Here is a 16,604-nt window from a genome sequence, read left to right as displayed (position 1 = left end):
TGTGCCACGGACGCACTCGCAGGCTGGAGCCATGACCGAGCCCGGAACCGTCCTCATCACCGGCCCCACGCGCAACCTGGGCCGCCACGCCGTGCTGGCCATGGCCGGCCGCCCGGACGGGCAACGACCCGACCTGCTGCTCGTCGGCCGCGCCGGGCGTGACCTGACCGCGGTCGCCGACGAGGCTCGTGCCCTCGGGGCGCGTGTCCACGAGATCGGCTGCGACCTGGCGAGCCTGGCCGACGTCCGCGAGGCCGCAGCCACCGCCCGCGGCCTACTCGCTGACGGCGCCGTCCGTCCGCTGCGAGCGCTGGTCGCCAACGCCGGCACCATGTCGGCCGACACCCGGCGGGCCTCGGCCGACGGCTACGAGCTGACCTTCGCCGTTAACCACCTAGCCCACGCGCAACTCATCGGCGACCTGCTCACCTCGTTCACGGCCCCGGCACGGGTCGTGCTGGTCGGCTCGAACACTTACCACGCCAACTTCTGGCGCAAGCTGCTGCACGTGGCCGAGGCCGAGTGGGCCGACCCCGTCGAGCTCGCTCGCCCGGCCGGTGGCGACCAAACCCCGGACATGACGGCCGCCGGCGTCGCTTACTCAAACGCCAAGCTCGCGATCCTCTACTACGCTCACGAACTGCAGCGTCAGGCCGGCCCGGGGATCAACGTGTCCGTGTTCGAGCCGGGCTGGATGCCCGGCACCGCGCTGGGCCGCGGCGCCCCCGCGGCGTTCCAGGCGATGAGCCGCGCCCTGGGCAGGATTCCCGGCGTCTCGACGCCGCAGCGCTCGGGGCCGTTGCTGGCCGCGATGGCCTTCGACGACCAGTGGGCGCACCTGCGTGACGGCGCGTTCGTGGTGAAGACCAAAGTGACCGAGGTGCAGCCAGTCGCACACGACCGCGACCGGGAGCGGCGGCTGTGGGAGGCGACCGCCGAGCTTTTGCACCGTGCACACGCGCCGCGTACCCCGGACACAGCGACATGACGGGACACCCGGCACACGACCAGCGGCTACTTGTTGAATGGCGGTACGACCGATGCCCGGCCAGGCTAGGTCGAGGTGCTCGGCGGGTGGCTCCCTTAGCGGCTGCCCACCCTGCTGTTCGGTGTGGCTCTCTCATGGCGTGTCCCCGTCGAGCACCGTGGCGGGGTGTGGCTCAAGAGGGGTCTGCCCAGCTCGAAGTAGCGCTGCCCACCTCGCCCGATACAACCCCTGCACGGCGAGGAGAGTGAACGTGGGACCAGTGATCATCGGTATGGACCCCCACAAACGATTGGCCACCATCGAGATCATCGACCCGCACGAGACTGCTGTGCCTCCACGCCAGAACGATCGGGACGAGTGTCGCGAGGTAGACGAGGGCTGGGACAGCGACCCAGCCCGATATGTGTTGCGCTGCCTTGGCCAACATGAGTGGCCCGGCGGACGACATCATCACCCGGATCAGCGACACCATCAGCCTCAACGCCCGGCTGGGACCCAGTGCGCAGTGGCGCCAGTTCACCGTGGCCTGTCGGTGCCAGGCCGGCGCGCTGTGGGGCGGAGGCGGTTACGGGCGGGCCGGGCCGGCGCAGGTCCCGTCGGGGGTGCACACCGCGCCCTCCTCTAGGTCGTCGACCACGCGCTTCTGCCAGGCGGCGTTCAGCGCGTTACGGAAGGCGCTGAGGGGCTGCGCCCCGGACAGGGCCTCGTGACCGTCGAAGACGAAGAACGGTACGCCCTGGGCACCGCTGGCGGCGGCGGCGCGCTCGTCCTGACGGACGGCGTCCAGGTAGGCGTCCGGGTTGGCCAGGACACCGCGAGCCTGCTCAGGGTCCAGGCCGGCGCTGCCGGCCAGGTCGGCGAGCGCCTGCTGGGTGAAGATGGTTTCGGCCTTGGCGAAGTTGGCCTCGAACAGCACGCTCATCAGCTGCTGCTGGCGGCCCTGGGCCTTGGCCCAGTGCAGGAGCCGATGGGCGTCCAGCGTGCTGCCGACCTGGCGGTCGGTGCGGTAGTCCAGCCCCTCACGGCGGGCGCGGCTGGCGACCTGCTCGTCCATGGCCGGGCCCTGCTCGCCGAAACGGCGTTGCAAGAACACCTGGACCGGCTCGACGTGGGTGCCGTCGTGGCCCGGGTCTAGCTCGAAGGAGCGGTGGACGACCTCGACCTGGTCGCGGTGGGGGAACTCGGCCAGGGCCTTGGTGAAGCGGGCCTCGGCTATGTAGCACCAGGGGCAGACTACGTCGCTCCAGATCTCGATACGCATGGGTGTGTGTCTCCGTTCCGGCGGATGTGTCTTCGGCAGGGGGGTTGCCAGCGTCAGGCTTTGGTGGACGGCTTGTACAGCGGTGTCATCACCGCCGAGCAGGCCAGGGTCCAGGCGGCCGGCTGGCCGCACAGGCCCGACAGCCCGTGAGGGAAGCCCGCCCACGGGCCGTCGGGTCCGTGTCCTGGTTCGGGTGGCTCAGCTCATCGCGGCGCGGACGGTGGCGGAGTCGACGATCTGCTCCATCCGCACGATGCGTCCACTGCGGACGATGAAAGAGTGCGCGACGCGGGCCTGCATCGCCTTGCCGGTGGCCTTGTTGCGAGCGCTGTAACGGGCCAGGACCACGACGCGTTCGCCGTCGGCAACATAGCTGTCGTCGTGAGTGGTCCAGTCATCCCACTGTTCGGCGAGCTTGGCGAAGACGCCGTCGATCGTGCCGTCGGGGGTGCGGTAGGTACCGGCCAGCGGGAAGCCCGCGGACTCGGTCCACTCCAGGTCCTCCGCCACCACCGACCGCCACAGGTCCATGTCGCCGGTCGCCGAGGCCAGGTACTGCAGCCGCACGGTCTCCGCAGGGGTGCGGCCGGGTTCGGCCGTGGTCATCAGAACATGCCGTTGTCGTTGGCGGACTTCTTCGGGACCTCCTGGATGACGTCCCAGTGCTCGACGACCTTGCCGTTCTCCAGGCGGAAGAAGTCCGCCAACGCGCGGCCGGGGTTGTCCGGGTTGCCCGGCTCCAGGTCCAGGTGAGAGTGAGTGGCGACCAAGTTGCCCTCAGCGATGACGCGTTTGATGTTCAGCTGCACGTTCGGGTACTCGCCGCGCAGCCAGCGCACGAAACCGATGAAGGCCTCGGGGCCGTCCTGGGCGTCTGGGTTGTGCTGGGTGTAGGTCGGGCCGAAGTGGTCGGCGATCGCCTTCTCCGGGTCGCCGTCGAAGGCGGTCTGGTAGTAGTCGACGACGACCTGCTTGTTGCGCTCGAGGTCGGACATGAGGTGCTCCACTCCGTAGGGTCTGAACGCGGCGGGAAGACCCTCGCCGCAAACTTGGCATCGTTCCAAGTTTATCGTAACGCTCGCTTCTGGAAGGCCTGGCTACTGTGTCCGCTATGTCACCTCAGCAGGTGAACTGGACCGCGCGACGTCACGCCGCGGCAGACGACGCCTGGCCGGCCGGCCGGCGGGAGCAACGCAAGCGCGCCACGCGCGAGCTGTTGATCGACACCGCGACGCGGATGTCCCTGGAGCATGGCTTCGACGAGATCACGGTCGCCGAGATCGCCCGCGCGTGCGGTGTGGCGACGGCGACCGTGTACAACTATTTCCCGTCGAAGGAGTCGATGATCTTCGACGTGCCCGAGACGCTGCTGGACAAGCTCCGGGCGGAGTTGACCAACCCGACCAGTACGGCAGTCGAGGCCATGCTGGCGATCCTGGACGGTGTGCTCGACGACCTGGTCACCTGGCTCGCGGAGCAAGACGAACAAACCCGGGCGGCCGACACGGCGCTCCGAATCGAGGCCATGGTCCGAGACACCCCGGCCCTTCAGGTGCACTCGCTCCGGCTACTCAGCCGCATGACGGACGCGGCCAGGGAAGCCCTCGCCTCAAGGACTGGCAAGCCCTCGCACGATCCCGAACTCCGCATCGCCGCCGCCGCATTGGCGGGGCTCTGGCCTGTCCAGGCCGACGCCTCCTGTAGGCACCTGGAACACACCACCTCGCCGGAGGACTTGCGGAAAGCGGTTGCCGCGGACGTGCGACGCGCGGCGCGTGTCCTGGAACACGGACTGGCGACCTCGATCTGACGGGTCCGGGATGGCACGTTGAAGGCGGGAGCCCGACCAATTCATTGGTGGGGTGCCGGCGCGGTCGATTCACGTTTCACGAGTGACACGGTGATCGTCACGGGCTCGCTGGGGCGTGCGCCATTTTCGATGGAGTCGATGAGCATGCGCACGGCGGTGGCGGCCTTGGCGGTGATGTCCTGGGACACGGTCGTCAGCCGCGGCACCGCGTACTCGCACAGGTCGAGGTCGTCGAACCCGACCACGGACACGTCGTCGGGCACGCGGACGCCGGATTCGGCCAGGCCACGCATGATGCCGATGGCCAGGACGTCGGCGGTGGCGAACACGGCGGTCGCCTCGGGATGCCGGTCGAGCAGACCGAGCCCCAACTCTCGGCCGTCGGCGTGGGTGGTGTTGACGGTCTCGATGAACTGGCCGTCCCAGGTGGCGCCGACGTCGGCATGCGCCTGACGGTAGCCCTCGAAACGCTCGTGCACGACGCCGACGCCGGTGAACGCCGGCCCGGCGAACACGATCCGGCGGTGGCCGAGGTCGAGCAGGTGCCGGGTGGCCAGCCGGGCGCCGGTGAAGTCGTCGGAGCGTGGACCGATGGTCAGGGGATTGGTCGAGTAGCTGTCGATGGCCAGCACGTGCACACTGCCGACGGTCTTGGCGGTGAGCCCGTCGACCTGCTCGTCGAGGAAACCGAGCAGGATCGCCCCGTCCAGGCTCCACGACTGTAACGCCTCAGTGACCTCGCGCTGGTTGGCGATCCCGCGCAGCAGTAGGTGGTAGCCGAGCCGGCGCAGTTCGCGCTCGATCTGGCCGACCATGGCCACGTTGTGCGGGCTGATCATGAGGCTGTCCTCGTCGGCGGCGGGCACGAGCAGTCCGATCAGCCGGGACGAGCGGGCGGACAGGCTGCGTGCCGAGGCGCTGGGCACGTAGCCGAGCTCGGCGGCGATGCGCTGGACCCGCTCGATGGTCTCCGGGGACACCCGTGCGCGGTTGCCGTTGATCACGTTCGACACGGTCATGATGCTCACGCCCGCCCGCTCGGCGACGTCGCGCAACGTAACCCGCACGCCAGACCCCCTTCGTCGATGCCCCAGATTATGCAGCCCGGTGACCGTTGACAGCAGCGGGCACCGAGATTACCTTCATCCGAAGTATAGCGCTAAACCTTAATGGCGGCGCGCCTCGCGCTTCTGTGTTTCCCCTGCCCGGAATCCGACGACGGGAGCCCCGTGAGCAGCAGTGTCTCCATCGCGACCGACCCGCGGTCCGCCCGGTCGACGGACCAGTGGTGGCGGACCGCGGTGATCTACCAGGTCTATCCGCGCAGCTTCGCCGACGGCAACGGCGACGGCACCGGTGACCTCGCCGGTGTCCGCTCCCGGCTGCCCTACCTCAAGGCCCTGGGCGTGGACGCCATCTGGTTCACGCCGTGGTACATCTCGCCGCTGGCCGACGGTGGCTACGACGTCGCCGACTACCGCGCGATCGACCCCGCCTTCGGCACGCTCGCCGAGGCGGAGGCGCTCATCGCCGAGGCGGCCGACCTCGGCATCCGCACCATTGTGGACATCGTGCCCAACCACGTGTCCGACCAGCACGAGTGGTTCCGGGCCGCGCTCGCCGCCGCGCCGGGATCGCCCGAGCGCCAACGGTTCTGGTTCCGTCCGGGCCGCGGCGAGCGCGGCGAGCTGCCGCCGACTGACTGGGTGTCTCCGTTCTCCGGCGGAACCTGGACCCGCACGACAGACCCGGACGGCAGGCCCGGGGAGTGGTACCTGCATCTGTTCGCGCCACAGCAGCCCGACCTGAACTGGAACCACCCCGACGTGCGGCGCGAACACGAGGACGTGCTGCGGTTCTGGTTCGACCGCGGCGTGGCGGGTATCCGTATCGACTCCGCGACGATGCCGGTCAAGGACGCCACCTTCCCCGAGCTGGTCCACTCCCACGGGCCTGGCGAGCACCCGTACGTCGACCGGGACGGCCTGCACGACATCTACCGGTCCTGGCGTGCGGTCGCGGACTCCTATGCCGAGCCCCGAGTCCTGGTCGGCGAGATCTGGCTGGCCGACCAGCACCGGTTCGCCCGCTACCTGCGCCGGGACGAGATGCACACGGCGTTCAACTTCGACTTCATGATGCGCCCCTGGGAGATCGCCGGCCTGCGCGAGTCCATCCAGTCCACACTGGACGCACATGGTCTCGTCGATGCGCCGCCGACCTGGGTGCTGTCCAACCACGACGTCACGCGCCCGGCGACCCGCTACGGCCGCCAGGACAGCTCGTTCGGCTTCGCGGCGCGGCGCTTCGGCACGCCGACCGACCTCGTGCTTGGCCGGCGCAGGGCCCGCGCTGCCGCGCTGATGTCGGCGGCGCTGCCCGGTTCGCTCTACGTCTACCAGGGTGATGAGTTGGGGTTGCCTGAGGTCGAGGACCTGCCCGACGAGGCCCGTCAGGACCCGATGTATTTCCGGTCCGACGGTCAGGATCCTGGCCGTGATGGTTGCCGTGTGCCTCTGCCGTGGACCGCTTTGGGTCCGTCGTTCGGGTTCGGTGAGGGCGGGAGGGCCTGGCTGCCTCAGCCGCAGTGGTGGGGTCGGTACGCGGTCGACGCGCAGGCCGGCGACCCGGACTCGATGCTCACGCTCTACCGCGTCGCGATCCGGCTGCGTCGTACCGAACCCGCCTTGCGGGGCGAGACGTTCGCCTGGGTCGACGGGTTGCCGGACCACGTCCTGGCGTTCCGACGGGGTGAGCAGTTCGTGTGCCTGGTCAACTTCGGCGACGCGGTGCCGCTGCCACCGCACGACACGGTCCTGCTCGCCAGCGGCGAGCTCGACGGCACCCGGGTCCCCACCGACACAGCCGTCTGGCTGCGAGTCTGATTCACCGCACAGGAGGGACGACGATGTCCTGGAAGCTCCTCACCACCGGTGCCGCGCTCGCGGTCGCCGCCACCGCACTGGCCGGCTGCGCCGGCGGCGACACCTCGGCCAACGGCCACACCACGCTCACCGTGTCCATCGACCCCGGCCTGGACAAAGGCGCCGTGGCGGCGTTCACCACCAGGGTCAAGCAGTTCGAGACCGCCAACCCGGGCATCGATGTGCGGACCCAGGAGTTCAAGTGGGACGCCACGACGTTCACCGCGAAGCTGGCCGGCGGCACGCTGCCGGACGTGTTCACGATGCCGTTCACCGACGGGCGCGGGCTCATCCAGCGCAGACAGATCGCCGACATCAGCGGACTGGTCAAGGCGTTCCCGTACTTCGACAAGTTCTCGCCACAGATCGCCAAGGCCGGTGAGGCCGACGACGGCGGGATGTGGGCGGTACCGATCTCCGCCTACGGGCAGGCCCTGCACTACAACCGCACCCTGTTCACCCAGGCCGGACTGAACCCGGACGACCCGCCGATCACGTGGGACCAAGTGCGGGCCGACGCGCGACAGATCGCCCAGCGCACCGGGCAGGCCGGCTACGCCGAGATGACCACCGACAACACCGGCGGCTGGATCCTGACGACTCTGGACTACGCCTTCGGCGGCCGCACCGAGCAGCTCGGCGGCGACCACGCAAAGTCCACACTGGACACACCTCAGATGACCGCCGCGCTCCAGGAGCTCCACGCCATGCGCTGGGACGACAACAGCATGGGCTCGAACTTCCTGTACGACTGGAACGGCATCAACCAGGACTTCGCCGCCGGCCGCGTCGGCATGTACGTCTCCGGCGGCGCCAACTACGGCTCGCTCAAGGCCCAGAACGCCATCAAGCCCGCCGACTACGGTGTCACCGCTCTGCCGCTGACCGGTAAGGACGCCGGCGTGCTCGGCGGCGGCACGCTGGCCGCGGTCAGCGCCACGGCATCGGACAGCGTCAAAGCCGCCGCGGTGAAGTGGATCGACTTCTACTACATGCAGAAGCAGACGAACCAGGACGCCGCGGTCGCCGACGCCAAGGCCACGGCCGACTCCGGCGAGGTGGTCGGCGCGCCGGAGCTGCCGGTCTTCGACAAGGCCCAGTACGACCAGCGGATGACCTGGATCGCCCGCTACGTCAACGTGCCGGTCAAGCAGATGGCCCCCTACACGGACAAGATGTTCGACCAGCCGCTGGTCCCTGAGCCCACCAAGTCCACGCAGCAGGTGTACGCGCTGCTGGACACAGTGGTGCAGAAGGTGCTCACCGACCGCAACGCCAGCATCCCGGCGATGCTCGCGGACGCGCAGCTGCAGGCGCAAGCGTTGCTGGACAAGTCGTGACCATCACCGCGGAGAAGCCGACGACCGCCGCGACCGGGCGGCCGCCGGTCCGGCGGCGGCGCCGCTCGCTGGTCACGTGGGTGCGCGGCGGCGGGCTCGGCGCACTGCTGTTCCTGTTGCCGATGCTGGTGGTGTTCACGGCGTTCTCCTGGTACCCGATCGCCGAGTCCGTCGTGATGAGCTTCCAGCAGACCAACCTGGTCACTGCGCCGGTGTTCGTCGGCCTGGACAACTTCCGCACCGTGCTCACCGATCCGCTGCTGTGGACGGCGGTGCGCAACACACTGTGGTTCGCGCTGCTGGCCCTGCTGCTCGGCTACCCGGTGCCACTGGTGGCCGCGGTGCTGATGAGCGAGGTCCGCCGATTCCGCGGGCTCTACAGCGCCCTTGCCTACCTGCCCGTGGTGATCCCACCGGTGGTTGCCGTGCTGCTGTGGAAGTTCTTCTACGACGCCGGGCCCACCGGGGTGTTCAACACCGTGCTGCGCGCGGTCGGGCTCGGACCGCTGCCGTGGCTGCAGGACTCGTCAACGGCGATGGCGTCGCTGGTCATGGAGGCGACCTGGGCGGCGGCCGGCGGCACGGTCATCATCTACCTCGCCGCGCTGACCAGCGTGTCACCTGACCTGTACGAGGCCGCCGAGATCGACGGCGCCTCGGTCTGGCGCAAGATCTGGCACGTGACGCTGCCGCAGCTGCGCGGCGTCCTGCTGATCACGTTCATCCTCCAGATCATCGGCACCGCCCAGGTCTTCCTCGAACCGTTCCTGTTCACCAGCGGCGGTCCCGCGCACGCCACCACCACGATCCTGCTGCTGATCTACGACTACGCGTTCGCCGGCACCCTGGGCGGCGACTACGGTTCGGCGACGGCGCTCAGCGTACTACTCGCCCTGGTACTGGCGGTGTTCTCCGCGGTGTACTTCCGTCTCACCCGCAGCTGGGGCACCTTGTGAACCGCGGGCTGCTCTCGTCCTATGACTGGCGCCGGCCGGTGGTGCGGCGCACGGCACGCACCGTGCACGCTGTACTGCTCGTGTTGTTGTTCCTGGTCGGGCTTGGTCCCGTGCTGTGGCTGGCGAAGTCGGCGATCACCCCCACCCAGGACACCCTGCGCGACCCGCTGGCACTCTGGCCGCACGGCGTGGACCTCAGCACGATCGCCACGGCATGGACCCGGGTCCAGATCGACCGGTACTTCCTCAACACCGTGCTGCTGGCCGCCGGCTCGTGGCTGGTGCAGCTCGTCGTCGCGACCACCGCCGGCTTCGTGCTGTCGGTGCTGCGACCGCGCTACCGGCATGCGGTCTCCGGCGTCGTGCTGGCCACGATGTTCGTGCCGTCGATCGTGCTGTTGGTGCCGATGTACCTGACGATGGTGCATCTATCGCTGATCAACACGTTCTGGGCGGTGTGGCTGCCCTCCGGCGCCAGCGCGTTCAACGTCCTGATCGTGCAACGGTTCTTCGCCAACCTGCCCCGCGAGGTCTTCGAGGCCGCGCGCGTCGACGGCGCCGGCGCCGGGCGGCTGTTCTGGTCGCTGGTGCTGCCGATGTCCAAACCGATCATCGGTGTGGTCTCGGTGTTCGCCGTCATCGCGTCCTGGAAGGACTTCCTGTGGCCCATGCTCGTGCTGCCTGATCCGTCGGTGCAGCCGTTGTCGGTCCGGCTACCGGCGTTGCAGCCGTTCGTCGAGCTGGACGTGTTCCTGGCCGCGCTGGCCATTGCCACCGTCATCCCGGTGGCGCTGTTCCTCGTGTTCCAACGGCTGTTCCTGCGCAACGACGCGCTCAGCGGTGCGGTGAAGGGATGACCCGCCTGCGGAATGGAGTAAGAACCATGTCCCTGCACCGATTGTTTCCCCTGATCCTGGTCGTGGCGCTGCTGCCGTTCGGCAGCGCCCACGCGGCGACCAGTATCCGGCTCGAAGCCGAGAACGCCGCGCTGTCCGGCGGTGCGGTTGTCGCCAGCGATCACTCCGGTTACAGCGGCACCGGGTTCGTCGCCGGCTACACCGACGGCAACAAGGCAACCGCGAAGACGACCTTCACGGTCAGCACTGCCAGCACCGGCTCGTATTCGCTGACCCTCGGCTACGCCAACGGCACCGGGTCCGCCAAGACGCTCACGCTGACCGTCGACTCCGGCTCACCGCAGCAGATCACGCTGCCCGCGACCGCCAACTGGGACAGCTGGGCCACCATCAACAGCGTCGTGTCGCTCGGCGCCGGCTCCCACAGCGTCTCCTACTCCTTCGGCACCGCCGACAGCGGCAACCTCAACCTCGACTACCTCGACGTGGCCCAGGCCATGGCGGCGGCCGGCACATACGAAGCGGAGAACGCCGCGCTGTCCGGCGGTGTCGTCGTTGCCGGCGATCACTCCGGTTACAGCGGTACCGGGTTCGTCGCTGGCTACACCGACGGCAACAAGGGCATCGCCGCCACCGCGTTCACCGTCACCACCACCGCGGCAGGCAGCACACCAGTCACCCTCCGCTACGCCAACGGGACCGGCGCGACGATGACGTTGTCGGTCTATACCAACGGATCCAAGACACTGCAAACCGTCCTCGCCGCCACCGCCGACTGGAACACCTGGGCCACCAAGACCGAGAACCTGCCACTCGATGCCGGCACCAACACGATCACCTACGAGTTCGACACCACCGACACAGGCAACGTCAACCTCGACGACATCACGGTCGGCACACCCCTGCCCACCCCGTCCGGCCAGGTTTATCCCGCCGCCAGCGCCTTCGCCGCCGGCGGCCCCACGATGGCCACCGCGCTGTCGGGCTACTACGGTCCCGGTTACCTGACCGGCTTCACCACACAGGGCGCGTTGGCAGACTTCACGGTGAACGCGCCGACAACCGGCACCTATCCGGTGACGGTGGCCTACGCGAACTCCACCGGTTCCAGCCAGACCGTCTCGCTGTACCTCAACGGGATCAAGAACGGGCAGCTCAGTGCCGCGTCGGGCAGCGGCTGGCTGACGCTGACCGCCAACGTCAGCCTGCGCGCCGGCGTGAACGTGGTCGGCCTCAAGACCGACTCGGGCGACAGCGGCAACCTCGCGGTTAACTACATCGCCGTGGCCGGCGGCCAGCCGTTGGCAGGCCGGGGCGCGACCACCCCGTACACCGAATACCCGGCCGCAGCGGCACAGACCAACGGCACCGTGCTGCCAGCGAGCACCACCTACCCGAGCCTGCAGGCGGAGTCGACCGGCCGCCGGGCCGTCCAGCTGACGTCGACCGGCCAGTACGTGCAGTTCACGCTGACCAAGGCGGCCAACGCGATTGTGGTCCGCTACTCCATCCCCGACAACTCCGACGGGTCGACCGCGACCGCGCCGCTGGCGGTCTACGCGAGCGGCAACCACATCACCGACCTCGCCCTGACCACCAAATACTCCTGGCTCTACGGCGGTGGCTACACCGACACCCACGACCCGTCCAACGGACCGGCGCACCATTTCTACGACGAGACCCGAGCGCTGATCGGCAGCCAGCCGGCCGGCACCGTGATCAAGCTCCAGAAGGACAGCGCCGACACCGCCGCCTCCTACACGATCGATGTCCTCGACGCCGAGCAAGTCGACCCGGCCTACACGATGCCGGCGAACTTCAAGTCGATCACCGACTTCGGGGTCACACCGAACAGCGGGGCCGACGACACCTCAGCGATCAACCGTGCGCTGTCGTCGCTGTCCGGCACGGGGACCGGCCTGTGGTTCCCCACCGGCACATACAACATCTCCGGCCAGATCAGCATGGCGAACGTCGCCCTGCGCGGTGCGGGTCAGTGGTACGCCACGCTCCAGTCCACCGCCGTCAACGGTGCCGGCGGTCTGTTCGCCACCAGCGGCGTCAACCAGATCGCCGACCTGACCGTCGCTGGCGACCAGACCGACCGCAACAACAACGCAGGTGCCGCCGGCGTCGAAGGGAACTTCTCAGCGGGCTCGCTCATCTTCGACGTGTGGATCGAGCACACCAAGGTCGGCATCTGGACCGACGCGGGCAACGGCCTGGACGTGGTGAACGCCAGGGTCCGCGACGTGTTCGCCGACGGCGTGCACTTCAACGGCGGCACCACCAACTCACGTGTGGCCCAGTCCGTCGTGCGCAACGCCGGCGACGACGAACTCGCCCTGGACACCGAGAACGGCAACGTCACCGGCTGCGTGCTGGCCAACAACACCGTGCAGAGCCCGATCCAGGCCAATGGCATCGGTGTCTACGGCGGCGGGAACAACCTCGTCGCCGACAACCTGGTCGCCGACACCGTGGCGTTCGGCTCCGGCATCACCGTCAGCACCGCGTTCGGCGGAGGCTTCACCGGCCCCACCACCGTGCAGGACAACACCCTGACCCGCGCCGGATCGTTCAACTCCAACTGGGGCTCGGCCCTCGGCGCTCTGTGGATCTACGCCAACCAGCTCGACATCACCCAGCCGGTCCTGGTCGCCGGCACCGCCATCGACAACAGCACCTACCAGGCGGTGCTGCTCAGCTACGCCAAGCAGATCAGCAATCTCGGCCTCACCCAGGACACCATTTCCGGCGCCGGCACCTACGGCATCGACATCGAGGACGTGACCGGCAGCATGGCCGCCGAGGGGGTCACCGTCAGCGGCGCCCAGTCCGGCGGCCTGAACAACCCGAACGGCTACACCATCAACCGCGGCGCCGGTGACAGCGGCTTCTGAGAGGACCTTCTTGCATCATGACGCAGCAGCACTCGGAGTACCGGGACGGTTTCCGGTCGTTGTTCGAGCAGTCCGGCATGTGCATGGCCGACCTGGACTCCGAGTTGCTGCTGCATGAGTCCACTGTGGACGTCCTCAATCAGTTCGACCGCCGGCCGCCGGACAGCTACGGCCATCCCTTCCTCGCCCTACTGCACCCGAGCGTGCGGGAACGCGCCGGCCGCGAGCTCACCCAGCTGATCGGACGGTTGCTCCACGTCTCTACACCCCGCATCGGTTGGAGCCCATAGGTGCTGGTGCACCCAGCCGCTGAGGGCAATGCTGTGGCGGTCGCCACCTGGCCCAAACAGACGCGGAACCAACCTGCGGGGGACAGGACGCGTGGCTGGCCTGGCCAGTCATGAAGCCAACGAGGGGCGGTCGTCGGCGGGCTCGAGCACGCCGAGCGGGATCTGTCGCCGGGTGTAGGTGGCATAGGTCGCGTAAGGCTGATACATCGCGACCATCCATTCCATTCCCACAGCGCCGTCCGTTCGTCTCCGTCGGCAACGCGCGGTCGGACCCGGCGGCGGTGCCCTCCTGGACGTTCGACCTCAGCGGACTCCATGGCCATCAGGCCGTGAAACCACGCCGGGTGGGCGTCCGTGTCGCTCTTCGACGCGACGATGACCAGGCGGGTGCGTCGTCGAAACAGATCAGCGGGCTGGTGCGGGCATGATCGGACTTGCGGCCCACGTGGTCGAGCAGCAACACCAGCGTTGAGGAAACTGCCGGTCGTTCGCGGGGTCTGTCAGGCCCGCAGGCTGCATCTCGGCCTGGCAGGCGAGGGCCATGGGGCGGGATCCTCGGTCCACTACCCGCCGGAGCGGCGGTTGTCAGGCGGGTGGCCAGTTCCGCAGGGCTGCGTCGGCCACCTGCTGGAGTTCATCGCGGCTGGCGCCGCCGGAGGCTTGGACGGCGATGCCGTTCGCCACGGTCATGATGTACCGGGCGAGCAGTCCCGGATCGGCGTCCGGGGGCAGGTCTCCTTCGTCGACGGCTCGCTGGAACCGGTCGCAGAGGCGCGAACGACCCTCCTCACGCCAGGCGGTCAGGGCGTCGCGGACGGTCCGCCCCACCTCACCGGCCGCCAGAGACGCCTGAACGCCCAGGCACCCGGCGGGACAGCCGGGGCGGGTACTAGCCTCGACCGAGCCGGCGAGGAACGCCGTGGCCACCTCTCGGGCGGTCGGTTGCTCCAGCGCGCGAGCCGCGTAGGCGGCCGGACCTTCGGCGTAGCGCTCCAAGGCTTTGCCGAACAGGTCCTCTTTGTTGCCGAAGGCCGCGTACATGCTCGTCTTCGTGATGCCCATGGCACTGGTCAGGTCGGTCAGGGTGGCGCCCTCGTAGCCCTGCTCCCAGAAGACCACCATGGCCCGCTCAAGGGCCTCGTCGGCGTCGAATCCTCGCGGTCGGCCGATCGACGTCTTCCCGGTGACGTTCACAGTGTCGATCGTACCCCTTCGGTACCGGTCGGTCTGGAAGTGCTACGGTCTCGTTCTGTACCGATCGGTGCTTAAGTGTGTGGAGGTCAAGGATGGGAAAGCTGGAAGGGAAGACCGCCGTCGTGACCGGCGGCGGCACGCGCGGGATCGGCCGCGCCACCGCCGCACGACTGGCCGCCGAGGGAGCGCACGTATTCATCACCGGCCGACGCAAGGCCGAGTTGGACGAGGCTGTCGAGCACATCGGTCCGGCGGCCACCGCGGTGCCGGGTGACATCACGGACCCAGCCGACCTGGACAAGCTCTACGACGCGGTCCGCGCCCGCGGCCACGGCCTGGATGTGCTGTTCGCCAACGCGGCCACCGCCTCCTTCGCGACTCTGGAGCAGAGCACCGTGGAGGACTACGACCAGATCTTTGGCGTCAACGTCAAGGGCACGCTCCTCACCGTCCAGAAGGCGCTGCCACTGCTCAACGACGGCGCCTCGGTGATCCTGAACGCCTCCACCGCCGCCGACAACGGCACGCAGGCGTTCGGCCTGTTCGCGGCGTCCAAGGCGGCCATCCGGTCTTTCGCGCGCACCTGGGCTAACGAACTCGCGGGCCGGGGCGTCCGTGTCAACGCGATCTCGCCGGGGCCGATCGACACCTCCGGGATCACCGAACTCGTCGGCGAGGAGAACTCGGCCGCTTTCAAGGCGAATCTGGGGGCTGGGGTCGCGATGGGCCGGATCGGGCGCCCGGAGGAGGTCGCCGCCGCCGTGGCCTTCCTCGCCTCCGCGGACAGCAGCTACATCATCGGCACCAACCTCTACGTCGACGGCGGCGAGAACCAGATCTGAAACCGGACCGCGGTGGCGTGTCGGTCAGGCTGTCACGCCACCACAATCCGGCGTCGGCGATGCTCCTCCGGATCGTCCCAAGTGGAGTCGCAGAGCTGGGTGGCGTGTATCGGCGGTCTCAGACTATGTTCCTGCCGGCTGCGGCTCCGACAGGTGTTGGTTGGGCGAGAGAACAGGGAACCCGTAGTTCGAGAAAGCCTTGAGCCGTAGGAAGATTGTGTCGGCCAGCTCGCCGGTGATGCCGTTGCGCGCCATCCCGTCATACAGGCGGACCTTGAGTCGTTCCATCTTCTCCGAGGAGCGTTTCGCGCCCATCGCGCGACGCAGCTGGTCGGCCTCGGCCGGGGTGAAGTCTGCGACGTCCACTGCCATCTGCATCAGCTGCTCTTGAAACAACGGCACACCAAGCGTTTTACTCAGGGCGTTCTCCAGCAGCGGGTGCCCGCAGTCCGGTTCCTCGTCCCCGTTGCGACGCCGAATGTAGGGGTGTACCGATCCGCCTTGGATCGGCCCGGGCCGGATGAGGGCGACCTCGACGACCAGGTCGTAGAACTCACGCGGCTTCAACCGCGGCAACGTCGCCATCTGCGCACGGGACTCGACCTGGAACACGCCGACCGTGTCGGCGGCCTGGAGCATCCCGTACACCTGTGGATCGGCGAGGTCGAGCTGCGCGAGATCCTGTCCTGGTCGAAAACCTGGTCGCTAGCCTTGACTTGCTGCTTGTGGTGTTCGTTGATCGGTGGTCCGTGACTGTTCGGCTGTTGTACGAGATCTTGGTCCAGGTGTTGTCCTGGCTGACGCTGCTGGCCCGCAGCTCAGCGTCCAAGGACGCGGAGATACTCGCGCTGCGCCACGAGGTCGCCGTGCTCCGCCGCACCAGCCCTCGGCCACAACTGGACTGGACCGACCGTGCGGTGCTCGCGGCCCTATCCCGGCTCCTGCCGAAACCCCTGCGAGCCTGCCGCATCGTCACGCCCGCGACAGTGCTGCGGTGGCATCGCCGGCTCGTGGCCGAGAACTGGCGCCAGCCGAAACCGCCGGGCCGTCCGCCACTCAGCGACGAGATCACAGCGCTGATCGCGCGCTTGGCGAGAGAGAACCGGACGTGGGGCGTGGTCCGCATCCAAGGCGAGCTGCGTCCGCTCGGACACCGCGTCGCCGCCTCCACCATCCGCCGGATCCTGCGCAGCCACCGGATCCCGCCACCGTCCCGTCGCGGCGACACGTGGCGCACGT

The 16,604-nt window shown here is 68.6% G+C and carries 15 protein-coding genes and 1 pseudogene; 10 read left to right on the top strand and 6 right to left on the bottom strand.

Features of this window, described 5'->3' with window-relative positions; genetic code table 11:
• The first annotated feature begins 31 nt into the window (after nucleotides 1-31).
• The gene (locus tag BCF44_RS51845) at nucleotides 32-988 is read left to right on the top strand and encodes an SDR family NAD(P)-dependent oxidoreductase (protein ID WP_116181998.1); all 957 of its coding nucleotides are present in this window, start codon (nucleotides 32-34) and stop codon (nucleotides 986-988) included.
• A gap of 565 nt (nucleotides 989-1,553) precedes the next feature.
• Here the strand turns inward: BCF44_RS51845 and BCF44_RS51840 are convergent.
• The 3 genes from BCF44_RS51840 to BCF44_RS51830 all read right to left on the bottom strand — a co-directional run bounded on the left by BCF44_RS51840 (nucleotide 1,554) and on the right by BCF44_RS51830 (nucleotide 3,244).
• Nucleotides 1,554-2,249, bottom strand: a complete 696-nt coding sequence (locus BCF44_RS51840; RefSeq protein ID WP_116181997.1) for a DsbA family oxidoreductase — start codon at nucleotides 2,247-2,249, stop codon at nucleotides 1,554-1,556.
• Between the two features lie 198 nt (nucleotides 2,250-2,447).
• Nucleotides 2,448-2,855: a nuclear transport factor 2 family protein gene (locus tag BCF44_RS51835; protein ID WP_116181996.1), complete on the bottom strand. Its 408-nt coding sequence runs from the start codon at nucleotides 2,853-2,855 to the stop codon at nucleotides 2,448-2,450.
• Complete coding sequence (locus tag BCF44_RS51830; RefSeq protein ID WP_116181995.1) at nucleotides 2,855-3,244, bottom strand: nuclear transport factor 2 family protein; 390 nt, start codon at nucleotides 3,242-3,244, stop codon at nucleotides 2,855-2,857. Before BCF44_RS51830 ends, BCF44_RS51835 begins: the two co-directional genes overlap by 1 nt.
• Nucleotides 3,245-3,375: 131 nt before the next feature.
• Between BCF44_RS51830 and BCF44_RS51825 the strand changes: the two genes are divergently transcribed.
• Nucleotides 3,376-4,059, top strand: coding sequence for a TetR/AcrR family transcriptional regulator (locus BCF44_RS51825; protein WP_170218222.1), 684 nt, complete (start codon nucleotides 3,376-3,378; stop codon nucleotides 4,057-4,059).
• Nucleotides 4,060-4,100: 41 nt separating this feature from the next.
• Here BCF44_RS51825 and BCF44_RS51820 read toward each other — a convergent pair whose 3' ends face one another.
• On the bottom strand, nucleotides 4,101-5,126 hold the full coding sequence (locus BCF44_RS51820) for a LacI family DNA-binding transcriptional regulator (RefSeq protein ID WP_116181993.1): 1,026 nt from the start codon (nucleotides 5,124-5,126) through the stop codon (nucleotides 4,101-4,103).
• A 162-nt stretch (nucleotides 5,127-5,288) separates the two neighbouring features.
• Here BCF44_RS51820 and BCF44_RS51815 point away from each other — a divergent pair, with 162 nt between their 5' ends.
• The 6 genes from BCF44_RS51815 to BCF44_RS51790 are packed head-to-tail and all read left to right on the top strand — an operon-like array spanning nucleotide 5,289 to nucleotide 13,329.
• Complete coding sequence (locus tag BCF44_RS51815; protein ID WP_246016304.1) at nucleotides 5,289-6,944, top strand: glycoside hydrolase family 13 protein; 1,656 nt, start codon at nucleotides 5,289-5,291, stop codon at nucleotides 6,942-6,944.
• 23 nt (nucleotides 6,945-6,967) lie between these two features.
• A complete protein-coding gene (locus BCF44_RS51810; RefSeq protein ID WP_116181991.1) occupies nucleotides 6,968-8,323 on the top strand; it encodes an ABC transporter substrate-binding protein in 1,356 nt (451 codons plus the stop codon).
• On the top strand, nucleotides 8,320-9,279 hold the full coding sequence (locus BCF44_RS51805; RefSeq protein ID WP_211353654.1) for a carbohydrate ABC transporter permease: 960 nt from the start codon (nucleotides 8,320-8,322) through the stop codon (nucleotides 9,277-9,279). The genes BCF44_RS51810 and BCF44_RS51805 overlap by 4 nt, the downstream gene beginning before the upstream one ends.
• A complete protein-coding gene (locus BCF44_RS51800) occupies nucleotides 9,276-10,136 on the top strand; it encodes a carbohydrate ABC transporter permease (protein WP_116181990.1) in 861 nt (286 codons plus the stop codon). The genes BCF44_RS51805 and BCF44_RS51800 overlap by 4 nt, the downstream gene beginning before the upstream one ends.
• A 26-nt stretch (nucleotides 10,137-10,162) precedes the next feature.
• The gene (locus BCF44_RS51795) at nucleotides 10,163-13,039 is read left to right on the top strand and encodes a carbohydrate-binding protein (protein ID WP_211353653.1); all 2,877 of its coding nucleotides are present in this window, start codon (nucleotides 10,163-10,165) and stop codon (nucleotides 13,037-13,039) included.
• A gap of 17 nt (nucleotides 13,040-13,056) precedes the next feature.
• Nucleotides 13,057-13,329, top strand: coding sequence for a hypothetical protein (locus BCF44_RS51790; RefSeq protein ID WP_116181988.1), 273 nt, complete (start codon nucleotides 13,057-13,059; stop codon nucleotides 13,327-13,329).
• A 585-nt stretch (nucleotides 13,330-13,914) separates the two neighbouring features.
• On the opposite strand, the gene BCF44_RS51785 is transcribed toward BCF44_RS51790, so the two are convergent.
• Nucleotides 13,915-14,523, bottom strand: coding sequence for a TetR/AcrR family transcriptional regulator (locus BCF44_RS51785; RefSeq protein ID WP_246016303.1), 609 nt, complete (start codon nucleotides 14,521-14,523; stop codon nucleotides 13,915-13,917).
• A gap of 92 nt (nucleotides 14,524-14,615) precedes the next feature.
• On the opposite strand from BCF44_RS51785, the gene BCF44_RS51780 reads away from it, so the two are divergent.
• Nucleotides 14,616-15,365, top strand: coding sequence for an SDR family NAD(P)-dependent oxidoreductase (locus BCF44_RS51780; protein WP_116181987.1), 750 nt, complete (start codon nucleotides 14,616-14,618; stop codon nucleotides 15,363-15,365).
• A gap of 174 nt (nucleotides 15,366-15,539) precedes the next feature.
• Here BCF44_RS51780 and BCF44_RS51775 read toward each other — a convergent pair.
• A pseudogene (locus tag BCF44_RS51775) lies at nucleotides 15,540-16,046 on the bottom strand (error-prone DNA polymerase); the annotation flags it as partial.
• Between the two features lie 83 nt (nucleotides 16,047-16,129).
• On the opposite strand from BCF44_RS51775, the gene BCF44_RS51770 reads away from it, so the two are divergent.
• On the top strand, nucleotides 16,130-16,604 hold a 475-nt coding region (locus tag BCF44_RS51770), incomplete at its 3' end, for a helix-turn-helix domain-containing protein (RefSeq protein WP_246016302.1).

The sequence above is a fragment of the Kutzneria buriramensis genome, assembly GCF_003387475.1.
GTDB lineage: Bacteria > Actinomycetota > Actinomycetes > Mycobacteriales > Pseudonocardiaceae > Kutzneria > Kutzneria buriramensis.
The sequence above is the reverse complement of the archived record's forward strand: the minus strand, read 5'-3'. Positions and strand labels throughout refer to the sequence as shown.